Raw genomic sequence first — 15,194 nt, 5'->3', positions numbered from 1 at the left:
GCTCTTCGATCCCGGCCTCTCCTCATTCAGAGTTGAACTTCTCATGTCGTCGAAGCCCGTTGTCATGGCCGCCGTGGTGCAGGCCGGGTCGATTCTGTTCGACACCGCGCGGACGTTGGAAAAGCTCGGGGACCTCGCCAGCGACGCCTCCGCGCGCGGGGCCGACCTAGCAGTATTCCCCGAGGCGTTCGTCGGCGGCTACCCGAAGGGGCTCGACTTTGGCGCCACGGTCGGCTCCCGCACGCCGGCGGGCCGGGACGACTTCCTTCGCTATCACGCAAACGCCATCGACGTGCCGGGTCCGGCCACCGAGGCCATCGCCGCCGTCGCCCGCGCCGGGCACCTGTACATCGTCGTTGGCGTGATCGAACGGGCCGGCGGCACCCTCTACTGCAGCGCCCTGACGTTCGGGCCCGACGGCGCCCTTCTGGCACGCCGCCGCAAGCTGATGCCCACCGCCTCGGAGCGGCTCGTATGGGGCTTTGGTGACGGCTCGACGCTGGATGTCGCCAGCACTCCCCTCGGCCGAATCGGGACCGCGATCTGCTGGGAGAATTACATGCCGCTCCTGCGCACGACGCTGTACGCCAAGGGCGTCGAGATCTACTGCGCGCCTACGGTCGACGACCGCGTCACGTGGCTACCGACGATGCAGACCATCGCCCTTGAGGGCCGGTGCTTCGTCGTGTCGGCCAGTCAATACCTCGTCCGGAAGGATTGTCCGGCCGATTACGGTGCGGTCCAGGGCGACAATCCGGCAACGGTCTTGATCCGGGGCGGCTCGTGCATCGTGGGTCCCCTGGGGAACGTCCTGATAGAGCCCGACTTCGAGGGCGAGAGCGTGCGCTTGGCCGAACTGGACCGGGCGGACATCGTCCGCGGCAAGTTCGATTTCGACGTGGTCGGCCACTACGCACGCCCGGACATCTTCAGCCTCAGCGTAAACGAGCGACCGCTCGAACCCGTGACTGTGACGGACTCCGGCGCCCACGCGGCTCGTCCCTAGAAGCCAAGGCCCCCGATTGAAGTCCGCGCAACCGAGAACGGCAACGATGACGACACGGCTTCTCCCCCGCCACGCCCCTTTCGAGAACGATGCCCTTGCCGCGCTCGACCAAGTGCTGGCGGTCGCTTCCCGGGTACAGCGCACGTGGCTCTCGGATTACCTGGCGGCCGGCATCAACCTCCCGGCCCAAAGCACGAGGGATGCGGACGTGTCCGTTGGGGAAGTCGTCGAGTACGTCAATCTCAACTCGTCCCGCTCGGATCATTCGACGATGCACGTGGCGGTCGCCTTCTCAGACGGCGCACCTCCCTACAGGCCGGGATCCGTCCTCGACCTCATCGGCATCGACGGCGAGAGCGTACCCGCGCGCGTCCTGCCGGTCGCGTCCTCGCGCAGGGAGGTCGTCGACGAGGTACACGCGTTGATGCCGGTCGGTGCCGGTGACGCCGCCATTGTGGAGCGCCTTCGCCTCGGCTCGCAGGTGACAGTCAGGATCCGGGAGGACGCCGGGTTCCGCTTGCCGGCCGAGCTGGAAACCGACGTCATCATGATCGGCGTCGAGGCGGGTGTTGCCCCATACCGGGCACTCATCCAGGAGCGGCGCGCGCTCGGGGCAGGCGGGCGCTCATGGCTGTTCTTTGGTGGCCGGCGCTTCACCCATGACTTCCTCTACCAACTCGAATGGCAGGCCGCCCTCGCGGATGGGTCCCTGACCCGGATGGACGTTGCCTTCTCTTATGACCAGCCGGAGCGGATTGGCGTCGAGGACCATCTCCTCGACCGACGGGAAGAACTCGTCGAGTGGATCGAAAACGGCGCGAGCCTCTCAATCTGCGCCGCCCCGAAGAGCGCGAACCGGGCCCACTTCGGGCTCCTGAAGGCTATCGCCGACACTAAGGCCTGCTCGTTGGAGTTGGCCGTCGATCACGTGGCGGATCTGGCGAGCCAGGGCCGCTTCAGCCAGCGGCACCCCTAGCCGCCAAATCTCCCGCAGATTTCTGCATCGTCGCCCCCGATGCTTCTCTAAACCGGTAAAGCCCATGAAAGACGACCGTCAGGTTCTGCCGCCGCCATCCGCGACGGATGGCGGGGGAGACCTTATTCAAGCCGAGCGTGACCAGCTCTCGCGCAACGAGCACATTAAGGAAGCCAGTGGCTACCTGCGCGGCAAGCTCGCTGAGGCCCTCCTGATGCCCGCGAGCGGCGCCGTTTCCGAAGACGACGGCCAGCTCGTCAAATTCCACGGCATGTACCTCCAGGACGACCGGGACCTTAGGCCCGAGCGGATGCGCAAGAAGCTCGACCGTGCCTACGCCTTCATGATCCGGTTGCGGATTCCCGGCGGCGTGCTGACCTCCAAGCAGTGGCTTGTCCTCGACGAGATCGCCCGCTCCTACGCCAACGGCTCCCTGCGGGCGACGACGCGGCAGACCTTCCAGTACCACGGCATCATCAAGTCAAACCTTAAGCGGACGATGAAGGCCATCGACGGGGCGTTGCTCGACACCATCGCGGCCTGTGGGGACGTCAACCGCAACGTGCTCTCCGCTTCCAACCCCTACCAGTCCAAGGCGCATGCGGCCGCCTACGACCTTGCCAAGGCCATCTCGGATCACCTGCTGCCCAGGACGGGCGCTTGGCGCGAAATTTGGCTCGACGGCGAGAAGGTGGTCGGGGGCGAGGATGAGACGGTCGAGCCGATCTATGGCAAGACCTACCTGCCTCGGAAGTTCAAGGTGGTCGTCGCCGTACCGCCTTCGAACGACGTCGACATCTTCGCGCACGACCTCGGCTTCATCGCCATCCTCGACGAGGCAGGCGCTCTGGCGGGCTGGAACGTCACGGTGGGCGGCGGCATGGGCATGACCCATGGCGAAGTTGATACCTTCCCCCGGACGGCCGACGTGATGTGCTTCTGCGAGCCAGGGGACGCGTTGAAGGTCGCCGAGGCGGTGATGACGGTCCAGCGCGACTGGGGCAACCGCAAGAGCCGCAAGAACGCCCGCCTGAAGTATACCATCGAGCGGTTCGGCCTCGACGCCTTCCGCGCGGAGGTCGAGCGGCGCGTCGGCAAGGCTTTCGCCGAGCCCAAGCCCTTCAGGTTCGAGAACAACGGCGACCGCTACGGCTGGACCGAAGGGGAGGACGGTCGCCACCACCTCACCTTGTTCATCCAGAACGGGCGCGTGCGGGACTTCGAGGGAGGCCCGCAGTTGCTGACCGGACTGCGTCGCATCGCCGAGGTCCACCAGGGCGAGTTCCGCCTGACGGCTAACCAGAACGTGCTCGTCGCAAACGTCCCGGTCGAGAAGCGCGCCGAGATCGAGGCGCTCGTGGCCGAGCACGGTCTTACCGCCCATGCCGGGACGCTTCGGCGCAACAGCATGGCCTGCGTGGCGCTTCCGACCTGCGGCCTCGCCCTGGCCGAGAGCGAGCGTTACCTGCCAACGCTCATCGATGAGCTGGAAGCCTGCTTGGTCGGGCACGGCCTCGCGGGGGATGATATCACGATCCGCATGACGGGCTGTCCGAATGGCTGCGCGCGCCCCTACATCGCCGAGATTGGCCTCGTGGGTAAGGGACCGGAGCGCTACAATCTCTATCTCGGCGCGGCCTTCGACGGATCGCGACTGGGCAAGCTCTACGCCGAGGATGTCCACGCCTCAGCCATCGTCGCAACGCTTGACCCGCTCCTGGGCGCTTACAAGGCGGAGCGGGCTGACGGCGAACGCTTTGGAGACTTCCTGCTGCGCGCTAGGCACGTAGCCAGCACGACGAATGGGCCGGATTTCCATGAGCGAACAGGGTCCATGCTCGGTGCCGCTGCCCAGGCGGGATAGCCCTTGGCCTGGGCCCGTCCTTCCACGGATTGGGCGGGCCAGGACCCGCGCTGCGGCCCGAAGAACACAGTTGCGGCTCCGGCGACGTTCGAGGCCGGTACAAGCCGAACCATGTTGCCCTGCTTCACGCGGCAGCCTGCCGGAAGGCGGCCGGCGTGAGTGCTGGGTGTGTCAGATGTAGGTAGAGGCGAGTGCTGGCGACCCTTCGAGGGCATGGGCAAGCACTTCCAGGCCGTGCGTGATCTGCTGCCGGGTCGAGGGGCCGCCGAGGCAGAGACGTACTGCTTCCGGCGGTGTCCCGGCCACGCAGAAGGGGTCGCTGCCGACAACGCCGAGCCCGGCCGACCGTCCCTGGCTGGCGAAGGCCGAGCGCGTCCAGCCCTCAGGCAGCGTGATCCAGACGTGGAAGCCGTGCGGATCGGCGGTGTAGGTCCCAGCCGGAAGCAACGAGGCCACGATGCGCTGGCGGGCGGCCGATTCCTCGCGGACGAACTGGACGATGGCATCCGCCGTGCCGTCCATGATCCAGCGCGTCGTCAGGGCCGTCGAGATCGGCGAGGCCATAACGGTCGCGGCCCGCAGTGCACCCGCGAGCGGCAGGGCGGAACGGGCGCTCGGGGCGACTAGGAAGGCAAGGCGAAGGCCGGCGCCCAGGCACTTGGCCACCCCTGCCACGTAGTAGGTGATCTCGGGCGCGAGTTCGGCAAAACTCGGCGGCGGCGTCGGGCAGATGCGTGCGTAGGCATCGTCCTCGATGATGGTGACGGCATAGCGCCGCGCTACCGCGATGATGGCCTCCCGCCGCGTGCGGGACAGGGTCGCGGTGGTCGGGTTCTGCAGCAGCGGGTTTAGGTAGATGGCCTTCGGCGCGACCTTGGTGCAGGCCGCTGCGAAGGCGTCGGGATCGACCCCGTGGCGGTCCATGGGAAGGTCGACGAGGCGCAGCCCCAGATGCGCGGCGAGCGCGCGGATGCCCGGGTAGGTGATGCGCTCCGCGCAGACGGTGTCACCTGGCCGGGCCACCTGGCCCAGCACGCTGAACAGGGCGCTGTGGGCCCCGGGGCAAATCAGCAGGCGCTCCCGCGTCGTCTCGACCCCGCGGCCCTTCAGCCACCGCAGCGCCGCTTCCTTGTCGTCGTCGGTCCCGCCGAAGCCCTGGTAGCGCAGCATGTTGGCGAGGTCGCCGGAGAGTTCGGCGAACGAGGCCTGCATGCGCGCCCGCAGCGCCGGTGCGTCGGGCTCCGGAGGAAGGTTCATGGTGAAGTCGACCGGTCCGACCCGTGGCGCACCGGCGGCACCCCCTGAGCGGGCAGAGAGGGCCGGATCGATCACGAAGGTGCCCTGGCCGACGCGCCCCTCAATCAGGCCGCGCTTATGAGCCTCGACATAGCCGCGCGACACTGTCGTGAAGTTCAGGTCGAGCGCCTCGGCCAGTGCCCGCTGGGTCGGCAGACGCGTGCCCGGCGTCAGGCGCCCCGTCCGGATGTCATCCGCCAAGGCCTCGGCGATGGCCAGGTAGTGCGGCTTGCCCCAGCGCTTCAGGTCCGGCGTCCAACCCCCGGTCATACCATCCTGGGAGCTCGTCGGCCCTCCCCACTTCATCGCCTTCATCCGCTCTGCGCCTGCACCATCAACATGCGATCAATGTTCGATTGTATGGCTAGCAAGCGTCATACCGCAACAATACCAGAGGATGATGTTCATGGTATCCATACAATGTCAGCAATGGTTGCGCCTCGAACGTGCATATCGTGGCGATGAAATGCGCAGATGCTGCTTCCAGAATGGGCTCCATTCGGTCGATGCGCAACAGCGAAATCGGAATTATTGCTAGCATTATTGTATGCATATTACTTCGGTGCATTGACTGGTGCATTGATCGGCGGGGTTTTGGCACACCGCTTGCCATGAAGGTCCTGTGACCGCTCGCAGCTCTGCCTGTCGCGGCCCATCCTTCAAGGAGCGAGATCAATGCCTGCCGTGAACCGCGAACCCCACAAGAAGGGCGATTTCCTGGTCGACTACGAGGAGAAAGTCTTCGAGGACGTGAAGGCCGAGCCGGGACAGAAGGCGCTGGTCACCTTCCACACCGTCGCGTTCGAGGGATCGATCGGTCTCGTGAACCTGCTCCAGGCCACCCGCCTGCAGCGCAAGGGCTTCGACACTTCTATCCTGCTCTACGGCCCTGGCATCACGCTGGGCGTCCAGCGCGGCTTCCCGCGCCTCGGCGACGAGGCCTTCCCGGGCCACCTCAACTTCAACAACCAGCTTGAGAAGTTCATGGCCGAGGGCGGCAAGGTCTATGCGTGCCGGTTCTCGACCCAGGCCCTGTACGGGCACGGCGAGGCAGCCTTCATCGAGGGCATCCGCATGATCAACCCCCTCGACGTCCTCGACTGCATCCTCCTGCACAAGCGCGACAACGCGGTGATCATCGACACCTGGACCGTCTGAGCGGGCCTTCGAGTCCGTCGACCGGGACGTCGCATCCGGCGGCCGCGCGCGACGCGGCCGCCGTCACAGCCGGAGGATCATCCATGTCAGAGAACCGGATCGTGCGGGCCGCCGCCGTCCAGATCGCGCCGGACCTCGACCGGCCGGACGGCACCCTGGAGCGCGTGCTCAACGCCATCGACGAGGCCGCCGCCAAGGGCGCTCGCTTCATGGTCTTTCCCGAGACCTTCGTGCCCTACTACCCGTACTTCTCCTTCGTGCTGCCGCCGGCGATGCAGGGCGCGGAGCACCTCAAGCTCTACGAGCGGGCGCCCACTGTCCCGGGCCCGTTGACCCAGGCGGTTGCGGCCGCAGCCCGCCGCCACGGCGCCGTGGTGGTGCTCGGCGTGAACGAGCGCGACCACGGCTCGCTCTACAACACGCAGCTGATCTTCGACGCGGACGGGAGCCTGAAGCTCAAGCGCCGCAAGATCACGCCCACCTACCACGAGCGCATGATCTGGGGTCAGGGCGACGGCGCCGGCCTCGACGTGGTCGAGACCGCGGTCGGCCGCGTCGGGGCGCTCGCCTGCTGGGAGCACTACAACCCGCTGGCCCGCTACGCCCTGATGGCGCGCCACGAGGAGATCCACGCGGCCCAGTTCCCGGGCTCGCTGGTCGGCCAGATCTTCGCCGACCAGATGGAGGTGACGATCCGCCACCATGCCCTGGAGGCGGCCTGCTTCGTGGTCAACGCCACCGGCTGGCTCACGGACGAGCAGGTGGCGCAGGTCTGCCCGGACGAGCGCCTGCGCGGCGCCTGCCGCGGCGGCAACTGCACCGCCATCGTCTCGCCCGAGGGCAAGCACCTCGCCGACCCGCTCGGCCCCGGCGAGGGCATCCTGATCGCCGACATGGACCTCGCGCTGGTGACGAAACGCAAGCGGATGATGGACGCGGTCGGCCACTACGCGCGCCCTGAGCTCCTCAGCCTCCTCCACGACGACCGTCCGGCCTCGTTCGTGCACCAGCCGATCCGTTCCCAGTCCGTTTCCCGGAGCCTCGACCATGAGCAGCAGCCCGCTTCCGACGAGCCTTCCCTCGCTCCCGCCGGTCGTGGCGGGCCTGGTCGGGATGCCGACGGAGCGGCTGATCAACGCGTTGCAGTCCTACGGCGTTAGGCTTGCCGACAGCCGCGCCGGGGCGCCGAGCCGCCGCGGCGGGGCGGGCCCCTCCGACCACAAGGCGATGACCATCGCGGGCCGCACCGTGATGGTGCCGGTCCATACCGAGACCGCCTTCGAGTCGCCCTTCCTGGTGCGCCGCCCGGACGCCAACGGGGTCTCGGTGATCGAGCACGACGGCGTGGTGATCGGGCAGGCGACCTTCCCGGGCAAGCCGCGCTTCTACGCGCTCTCTACTTTCGACGGCGTGCCCTACTCGAAGATCGCGGTGCTGCACGGGCGGGACGTGCTGGCGACGACCGTGCTGCAGACCTGCATCCGGTACGCGAGCCGCGCCAAGACCTGCCAGTTTTGCTCCATCGGCCAGTCGCTCGCCGCCGGTCGCACCGTCGCGCGCAAAACGCCCGAGCAACTGGCCGAGGTCGCCCGCGCGGCGGTGCTGCTCGACGGCGTCAAGCACATGGTCATGACCACCGGGACGCCGAACGCCACCGACCGGGGCGCCGCCGTGCTCTGCGAGAGCGCCTTCGCGGTAAAGGCGGCGGTCGACCTGCCGATCCAGGCCCAGTGCGAGCCGCCCGACGACGACCGCTGGTTCGAGCGGATGAAAGCGTCCGGGATCGACGCCCTCGGCATGCACCTGGAGGCCGTCACTCCGGAGGTCCGCGCCCGGATCATGCCCGGCAAGGCAAGCGTGCCGCTGGAGCGGTACTACGAGGCCTTCGCGGCCGCCGTGCCGGTCTTCGGTCGCGGCCAGGTCTCGACCTACATCCTCGCCGGCCTCGGCGACGCCCCCGAGGCCATCTTGGAGATGGCCGAGCGGCTCGTCGGGATGGGCGTCTACCCCTTCGTGGTGCCCTTCGTGCCGATCTCGGGCACGCCGCTGGAGAGCCACCCGGCACCGGGCCCGGACTTCATGCACGCCATTCTCAAGCCGCTGGCGGACATGCTCGCCGGCGCGAACCTGCGCTCGACCGACATCAAGGCCGGCTGCGGTCGCTGCGGCGCCTGCTCGGCGCTCTCTACCTACGAGCGCGCGGGGGCGGCGGCATGATCCTCGAACCCGTCCCGCCGTACCGGCCGAGCCACTTCCGCGTGAAGTTCGCGGTCGCGCCGTGGGAGCGGCGCGCCTGCGCGGCGCTGCGCCGACAGGTCTTCTGCGCCGAGCAGGGCATCTTCGAAGGTGACGACCGCGACGCCATCGACGCGCACGCCATCCCGATCTGCGCCCTCTCGACGCTGGGCGGCGACGCCGACGCCGTCGTCGGCACGGTGCGCATTCACGAGGTCGCGGACCGTCCCGGCGAGTGGTGGGGCTCGCGCCTTGCCGTCGCCAGGGCATTCCGCGGGACCGCCGCCCTGGGGGCCGGGCTCATCCAGGTCGCGGTCTCCTCCGCCCATGCGCGGGGCTGCACGCGCTTCCTCGCCCACGTGCAGGAGCGCAACGTACCGCTGTTCGAGTCCCTGCACTGGAAGAGCCGCGACACGGTAGAGCTTCACGGCCGCCCGCACAGCCTGATGCAGGCGGACCTCGCGGCCTACCCGCCGATGCACGATCCCGAGCACGGGCTCGTCACCTTCCGGCGGGCCGCGTGATGAGCGCGGGCTTCGACCTCCAGGCGCTGGCCCGCCAGATTCGGGACGCGCGCGGCGTCGCCCACAAGCGCGACATCGACGCCGTGGTGGCGCGGCTCGGGCTGGGCAGCCGCCGTTCCGCGGTCCCGGTCGGCGACGATTGCGCCGCCATCCCGGACGGCGACGGCCACTTGCTCTTCGCCATCGAGGGCTTCCTCGACGGCTTCGTCGCCGCCGACCCGTACTTCGCGGGCTATTGCGGGATCATGGTCAACCTGAGCGACGTCGCCGCCATGGGCGGTCGCCCGCTCGCCGTCGTCGACGCCCTCTGGAGCCGGGATGCCGCGTCGGCGGACCCGATCCTGGCCGGGCTGTCCGACGCCGCCGCGCTCTACGGCGTGCCGGTGGTCGGCGGCCACACAAACACCCGCGCGTCTGCCGGCAACCTCGCGGTCGCCGTGCTCGGCCGGGCGGGCCCACGCCTCCTGACGAGCTTCGACGCGGCTCCGGGCGACGACCTCGTGGCGGCCATCGACCTGCGCGGGCGCTTCCGCGAGCCGCACCCGTACTGGGACGCCTCGACCGGCAGCCCGGGCGAGCGCCTGCGTGGCGATCTCGCGCTGCTGCCCGGGCTCGCCGAGGAAGGGCTCGCCTGCGCCGCCAAGGACATCAGCATGGCCGGCGTCGTCGGCACGGCGCTGATGCTGCTCGAATGCTCGGGGGTGGGCGGGCTCATCGACCTCGACGCGATCCCGCGCCCCGACGACGTCCCGCTCGCGCGCTGGCTGACCGCCTTCCCGAGCTTCGGCTACCTCGTGAGCGTCCGCCCCGGCCGCACGCCGGCCGTTCTCGCGCGCTTCGCGGAGCGCGGCATCGCCGCGGCCTCCATCGGCAGGCTGGACGCGAGCCGTGTCGCCAGGGTTCGGCAGGGCGTGGGCGAAGAGGCCGTGGTCTGGGACTTCGTGGCCAGCCCGCTGATCGGCTGCGGCCGGGACGGAGCGGAGGCCACGTCGTGAGCGGCCTGCGCATCGCCATCCTGACCCACTCCACCAACCCCCGCGGCGGCGTGGCCCACTGCCTCGCCCTGGCGGAGGCCCTGTGCGCCCTCGGCCAAGAGGCGGTGGTCCACGCGCCCGACCCCGCAGGCCGCGGCTTCTTCCGGGATGCGGCCTGCCCGACCGTGACGGTGGCCGCCAAGGCCGTCGCCGGCGGGACCGTCGCCCTCGTGCGGGCTCGCATCAACGATTACCTGCGCCACTTCTCGACACCGGCCGCCTGCGACTTCGACGTCTTCCACGCCCATGACGGCATCGGCGGCAACGCGCTCGCGACCCTGAGGCACCGGCGCCTGATCCCGAACTTCGTCCGCACCGTGCACCACGTCGAAAACTTTTCCGACCCGCCGCTCGCGGAGTGGCAAGACCGCTCGATCCGCGAGGCCGCCCGCCTGCTCTGCGTTAGCCGCACCTGGGCCGACTGGGTCGGGCACGAGTTCGGCGCCGGGGCCGACGTGGTCGGGAACGGGGTGGACCTGTCGGCCTATCGCACCGAGCCGACCAAGGCGGACGCGGCCGTGCGAGAGCGCTGGGGTCTCGGCCCCGGGCCGGTAATCCTCTCCGTTGGCGGATTCGAAGAGCGCAAGAACACGCTGGGCATCATCGAGGCCTTCGCCCGCCTCCGTGCGCACCATCCTGAGGCGCAGCTCGTCGTCGCCGGTGGGGCCTCGCTGCTCGACCATGCCAGCTACCGTGCCCGGTGCCGCGCGGCCCTGGCGTCCGCGGGCCTGGTCGTCGACAGGGGCTCGGCCGTCATCGAGACGGGCCCCCTCCCGCAGGCCGACATGCCGGCACTCTACCGGGTCGCTGACGTCCTGGCCTTCCCCTCCTGGAAGGAGGGCTTCGGCCTGTGCGTGCTGGAGGCGATGGCCTGCGGCACGCCCGCCATCGTGTCTCGCCAGCCGCCCTTCACCGAGTACCTGGCGCCGGCCGACGCCCTCTTCGTTGATCCCGCAGACTCGGACGACATCGCCGGCGCGATGGCTGCGGCCCTGTCGCCGGACACCCGAACCCGCCTGCGCGCCTCCGGCCTCGCGCGGGCCGCCGCCCATTCCTGGCGCACCTGCGCGGTGCGCCACCTCGACGCCTACGCGGCCTGCGCCCGTACCCGACAGGATTTGATCCATGCCTGAGATGCGCTTCCATGTCCGCTGGCCCGACGGGCGGCGCGAGGCCTGCTACTCGCCCTCCCTAGTGGTGAAGGACTTCCTCACCCCGGGCGAGAGCTACGCCGTCGACGACTTCGTCGAGAAGACCCGCACGGCCCTCAACATCGCGAGCGAGCGGGTGCGCGAGAAGTATGGCTTCGCCTGCTCGTCCGCCATGGACCAGCTCGTCCGCATCGAGGCCGCCGCGCAGCGGCAGGAGCCCGGCGGCCGCGTCACGGTCGAGTCCTTCGAACCCTGAGCCGAAGCCTTTCCCTTCCCCTCAAGGAGCCAGAGCCATGACCTCCACGACCCCCCACGTCCCCGTCGTCATCGTCGGCGGTGGCCAGGCCGGCCTCTCGGTCAGCTACCACCTCAAGCAGCGCGGCATCGAGCACCTCGTCTTCGAGAAGAAGACCGCCGCGCATACCTGGGCGACGCAGCGCTGGGACACCTTCTGCCTCGTCACGCCGAACTGGCAGTGCGACCTGCCGGGCCACCGCTACGACGGTCCGGACCCGGACGGGTTCATGAGGAAGGACGAGATCGTCGCCTACCTCAAGGCTTTCGTCGCCAAGGTGGACCCGCCGATCCATGAGGGCGTGGCGGTTACGCGGGTCGAGCGGCGCGCGGACGGCCTCTTCTCGGTCCAGACTTCCGAGGGCGGCTACACCACGAACGAGGTCGTGGTGGCCTCCGGCGGCTATCACACCCCGATCATCCCGCGCATGGCCGAGAAGCTGCCGGGCTCGATCACGCAGATCCACTCGAACCAGTATCGCAACCCGGACCAGCTGCCCGAGGGCGAGGTGCTGGTGGTGGGCTCGGGGCAGTCCGGCGCGCAGATCGCCGAGGATCTGCACCTCGCCGGCCGCAAGGTGCACCTCGCGGTCGGTGACGCGCCCCGCTGCGCCCGCTTCTACCGCGGTCGCGACGTCGTCACGTGGCTCGCCGACATGGGCTACTACGAGATGACCGTCGACAACCATCCGCTGCGCGACGGCGTCCGCGACAACACCAACCACTACGTGACGGGCCGCGACGGCGGTCGCGACATCGACCTACGCCGCTTCGCCATCGAAGGCATGAAGCTATACGGCCTGATGGAGGACTACCAGGACGGCGCCCTGCGCTTCCGGGACGACCTCAAGCGCTCGCTCGATGGGGCCGACCGGACCTACAACGGCATCAACGCGGCCATCGACAGGTACATCGCCGAGAAGGGCATTGATGCCCCGGCGCAGGAGCACTACACCCCGGTCTGGGAGCCGGGCGAGCCGGTCACGAGCCTGCCCCTCGAAGGCTCCGGCATTACCAGCATCGTCTGGTGCATCGGCTTCACGCCCGATTTCCGCTGGCTCGACGCCTCGGTGTTCAACGGCGCGGGCAACCCGAAGCACAAGCGCGGCGTCACGAATGAGGACGGCGTCTACTTCATCGGCCTGCCCTGGCTGAACACCTGGGGCTCGGGGCGCTTCGGGGCGGTCGGTCGCGACGCCGAGCATATCGTGCAGGTGATCCAGAAGCGCCTCGGCGCCGACCGGTTCACCCTGAAGTTCGCGGTCTGACCCGACCGACGCTCAAGCCTTGGTTACCCCGCGGCCGGCATCTGTACTCCGGCCCGCAAGCCCGATCCGCGGCGGCACCGTCTCGATAGGCCCGGGCCATCCGAAGCCTGTGCCGTTCCTGCAACAAGCTAGCCATCCAAGCATCATCCAAGGATTCTGCAGTAGACTCTTCTTTATTGCAGTGCAGAATATAAGCATTGATGGAAATACATACAGATTGTACGCATTTCCATGCAATCAAGATCATTCGACTGAACTTTCCATTTAGATGCCGCCGGCGCCGATGCATTTCGGTGAACGCTGGCGGCTGGCCAAAACGAAGACCAAGAAGGGGACCGATGATGCTGATGAAATTCGCGGCCGTGGCGGGAGCGTTCGCCGCGGTCACCCTGAGCGCGACCGCCTCGTTCGCCCAGGCCACCACCATCCCGGGCGAGCAGGTCGGCCTCGCCGTCGGCGCCCCGCTGCCCGAGGGCATCTACGCCATCGACACCTTCATCTACCGGCGAAACGATACCCGCTTCTCGACCGACACGGCGATCAACGTGCCGGTCCTGGTCTGGTCGACCGGCTTCAAGTTCCTGGGCGCCAACATCCAGCCCCTGCTCGCTCAGCCGACCGTGTTCGGGTTCCCCAACAACCCTGCGGGCGTGCCGAACCGCGACTTCTCGGTCAACGTCGGTACCCTGGTCGGGTCGATCTTCGCCTGGGATCTCGGTAACGGCTTCGGCGTCAGCTACCTCGCGGCAGTCCACCTCAACGACCTCGACGCCGGCCGCGGGCTGCCGCAGTTCTCCTCCAACACCTACCGCCAGGGCTTCGCCGCCAGCTACACCGCCGACGGGTGGAACCTCACGGCCAATCTGACCCATAACTTCTACGACTCCCCCGGCCGGTTCGAGGGTGCCGTCGGTCGGGCGATTGGCCCGCTCTACCTCGCGGACGCCCTCCTGCTCGACCTCACCGCGACGAAGAAGTTCGGCAAGTTCGAGATCGGCGCCGTGGCCTACGGGGTGACGGACCTGCCGCTCGGCGGCCGCGACTTCGCGCGCGCCTCCGCGCAAGGCTATACCCGGGCCGGACGCTTCGCGGTCGGCGGCCTGATCGGCTACGACTTCGGGCCGTTCACCGCGCAGCTGATGGTTGCCCGCGACGTCGCGGTCCGGACCCGTGGCACGGAGTCGACCGACGGCTTCATCCGCCTCATCGCGCCGCTCTACTCCGCGCCGAAGGCCGCCGAGCCCGTGCCCGTCAGCCTCGTGCGCAAGTATTGAGGAACGTTCCCGCGGCCCGGCGTCCCGTTTGGAGGTGACGCCGGAGGCGCGGCCGAGATCGAAGTGCACTCCTTCCCAAGGATCACGCTTCGACAGGGACCGGGTGGCCAAGTCTCAACAGCTACCACCACCCGGTCCCGCCCTTTCCCGAAGGAGAAGGCCGTTGGGTCTGCACATGAGGCTCGAAGGGGCCGACACGCCCCTGACGGATGCCTGCCGCCATGTCCTGGGCATGCCGCATCTCTGCCCGAGCGGGCTTTCCGAGAACTGGCTCTGGAAGGAGCTGGGACACAGGCACTGGGGTTTGATCGCCAAGGCGCTCGGCAGGGCCGAGGCCGGGTTCGGGCCGGTGGGCGAGCCGCCCGTCTACGCGGCGTTCCGGAGGATCTCCCTGCAGAGGGGCGACCTTGGCAGCGTTCGGGAGAACGACGCGTTGGAGGTGCGCTCGACGGTCACGTACCTTTCGGAGACCCGGGTCGTAAGCCGGCACGTCGCGGCGTGCCGAGACCGGCTGGTCGCGGACGTGGAGATGACCTCCGTCTTCGTGAGGCGCCAGGCCGAGGGCGTGAACCGTTCCATCGCCCGGGTGAGGATCGAGGGCCGGGGGCACGCCAAGCCCGTTCTCGCGGCCATGCCCATTCAGCCGTCCATCACCGAGCACGAGTTTCTGGAAGCTGTCGCGGCGCCGGAAGAGCGCGAGCTCGGAACGATGGTCGTCGAGCCATGTCCTCACCTAGACTTCAACGGGGCCGGCCTCCTGTACTTCAGCAGCTTCGTGGCCGCCGTTGATCGGGCCGAGTGGCGCTTCCTCGGGAGCCGCTCAGGCAACTACGCCACCCGTGTTCGTCGAGCTTTGTTCCACGCGAACGTCGAAATGGGTGACAGTCTTTTGGTGCGGATGCTGGCTTCGGGCCACGAGGCGAGTTGCTGCCATCGTGCGCTTCTGTCAACGGAGGATGGTAAGCTACTGGCGGAGATAGTAACGCGCCGCATCACCCTTTAAATGATACAAGAGTCTGTTGGTGTCACGCTGATTTGAACCGGACTATATGGCGGGCGTACAGGGTGAATCAAGATTGGCGAGTAGATAGTTGGCTCCTGGGCATTGCCAACC

General features: G+C 68.4%; 14 protein-coding genes. 13 read left to right on the top strand and 1 reads right to left on the bottom strand.

Annotated elements, in window-relative coordinates:
- Positions 1-43 precede the first annotated feature (43 nt).
- The 3 genes from HNR51_RS20660 (at position 44) to HNR51_RS20650 (ending at position 3,846) form a co-directional block, all read left to right on the top strand.
- A complete protein-coding gene (locus HNR51_RS20660; protein ID WP_182556176.1) occupies positions 44-1,006 on the top strand; it encodes a nitrilase-related carbon-nitrogen hydrolase in 963 nt (320 codons plus the stop codon).
- 46 nt (positions 1,007-1,052) lie between these two features.
- Positions 1,053-1,982 carry a ferredoxin reductase domain-containing protein gene (locus HNR51_RS20655; RefSeq protein WP_182556175.1) on the top strand — a complete coding sequence of 310 codons (930 nt, stop codon included), beginning with the start codon at positions 1,053-1,055 and terminating at the stop codon, positions 1,980-1,982.
- A 64-nt stretch (positions 1,983-2,046) separates the two neighbouring features.
- Positions 2,047-3,846, top strand: coding sequence for an NADPH-dependent assimilatory sulfite reductase hemoprotein subunit (locus HNR51_RS20650; protein WP_182556174.1), 1,800 nt, complete (start codon positions 2,047-2,049; stop codon positions 3,844-3,846).
- A 171-nt stretch (positions 3,847-4,017) separates the two neighbouring features.
- On the opposite strand, the gene HNR51_RS20645 is transcribed toward HNR51_RS20650, so the two are convergent.
- Complete coding sequence (locus tag HNR51_RS20645; protein WP_182556173.1) at positions 4,018-5,412, bottom strand: aminotransferase-like domain-containing protein; 1,395 nt, start codon at positions 5,410-5,412, stop codon at positions 4,018-4,020.
- A 405-nt stretch (positions 5,413-5,817) separates the two neighbouring features.
- Between HNR51_RS20645 and HNR51_RS20640 the strand changes: the two genes are divergently transcribed.
- The 10 genes from HNR51_RS20640 to HNR51_RS20595 all read left to right on the top strand — a co-directional run bounded on the left by HNR51_RS20640 (position 5,818) and on the right by HNR51_RS20595 (position 15,083).
- Positions 5,818-6,300: an MSMEG_0572/Sll0783 family nitrogen starvation response protein gene (locus HNR51_RS20640; RefSeq protein ID WP_012452016.1), complete on the top strand. Its 483-nt coding sequence runs from the start codon at positions 5,818-5,820 to the stop codon at positions 6,298-6,300.
- Positions 6,301-6,383: 83 nt separating this feature from the next.
- Positions 6,384-7,460, top strand: coding sequence for a Nit6803 family nitrilase (locus HNR51_RS20635; RefSeq protein ID WP_182556172.1), 1,077 nt, complete (start codon positions 6,384-6,386; stop codon positions 7,458-7,460).
- Complete coding sequence (locus HNR51_RS20630) at positions 7,414-8,517, top strand: MSMEG_0568 family radical SAM protein (RefSeq protein WP_182556210.1); 1,104 nt, start codon at positions 7,414-7,416, stop codon at positions 8,515-8,517. Before HNR51_RS20635 ends, HNR51_RS20630 begins: the two co-directional genes overlap by 47 nt.
- A complete protein-coding gene (locus HNR51_RS20625; protein ID WP_182556171.1) occupies positions 8,514-9,059 on the top strand; it encodes an MSMEG_0567/Sll0786 family nitrogen starvation N-acetyltransferase in 546 nt (181 codons plus the stop codon). Before HNR51_RS20630 ends, HNR51_RS20625 begins: the two co-directional genes overlap by 4 nt.
- Entirely contained in the window at positions 9,059-10,054 is a 996-nt protein-coding gene (locus tag HNR51_RS20620) for a sll0787 family AIR synthase-like protein (protein ID WP_182556170.1), read from the top strand. The genes HNR51_RS20625 and HNR51_RS20620 overlap by 1 nt, the downstream gene beginning before the upstream one ends.
- A complete protein-coding gene (locus HNR51_RS20615) occupies positions 10,051-11,226 on the top strand; it encodes an MSMEG_0565 family glycosyltransferase (RefSeq protein WP_182556169.1) in 1,176 nt (391 codons plus the stop codon). The genes HNR51_RS20620 and HNR51_RS20615 overlap by 4 nt, the downstream gene beginning before the upstream one ends.
- Positions 11,219-11,500 carry an MSMEG_0570 family nitrogen starvation response protein gene (locus tag HNR51_RS20610; RefSeq protein WP_182556168.1) on the top strand — a complete coding sequence of 94 codons (282 nt, stop codon included), beginning with the start codon at positions 11,219-11,221 and terminating at the stop codon, positions 11,498-11,500. Before HNR51_RS20615 ends, HNR51_RS20610 begins: the two co-directional genes overlap by 8 nt.
- A 37-nt stretch (positions 11,501-11,537) precedes the next feature.
- Positions 11,538-12,806, top strand: coding sequence for an MSMEG_0569 family flavin-dependent oxidoreductase (locus HNR51_RS20605; RefSeq protein ID WP_182556167.1), 1,269 nt, complete (start codon positions 11,538-11,540; stop codon positions 12,804-12,806).
- Between the two features lie 338 nt (positions 12,807-13,144).
- Positions 13,145-14,080: a transporter gene (locus HNR51_RS20600; protein WP_182556166.1), complete on the top strand. Its 936-nt coding sequence runs from the start codon at positions 13,145-13,147 to the stop codon at positions 14,078-14,080.
- Positions 14,081-14,243: 163 nt separating this feature from the next.
- The gene (locus HNR51_RS20595; protein ID WP_182556165.1) at positions 14,244-15,083 is read left to right on the top strand and encodes a Pnap_2097 family protein; all 840 of its coding nucleotides are present in this window, start codon (positions 14,244-14,246) and stop codon (positions 15,081-15,083) included.
- Positions 15,084-15,194 lie beyond the last annotated feature (111 nt).

Source organism: Methylorubrum thiocyanatum (assembly GCA_014138645.1).
In the GTDB taxonomy this organism is placed as follows: Bacteria; Pseudomonadota; Alphaproteobacteria; order Rhizobiales; family Beijerinckiaceae; genus Methylobacterium; species Methylobacterium thiocyanatum.
Note: the sequence above shows the minus strand (reverse complement) of the source record. Positions and strands in the feature narration are given on the sequence as shown.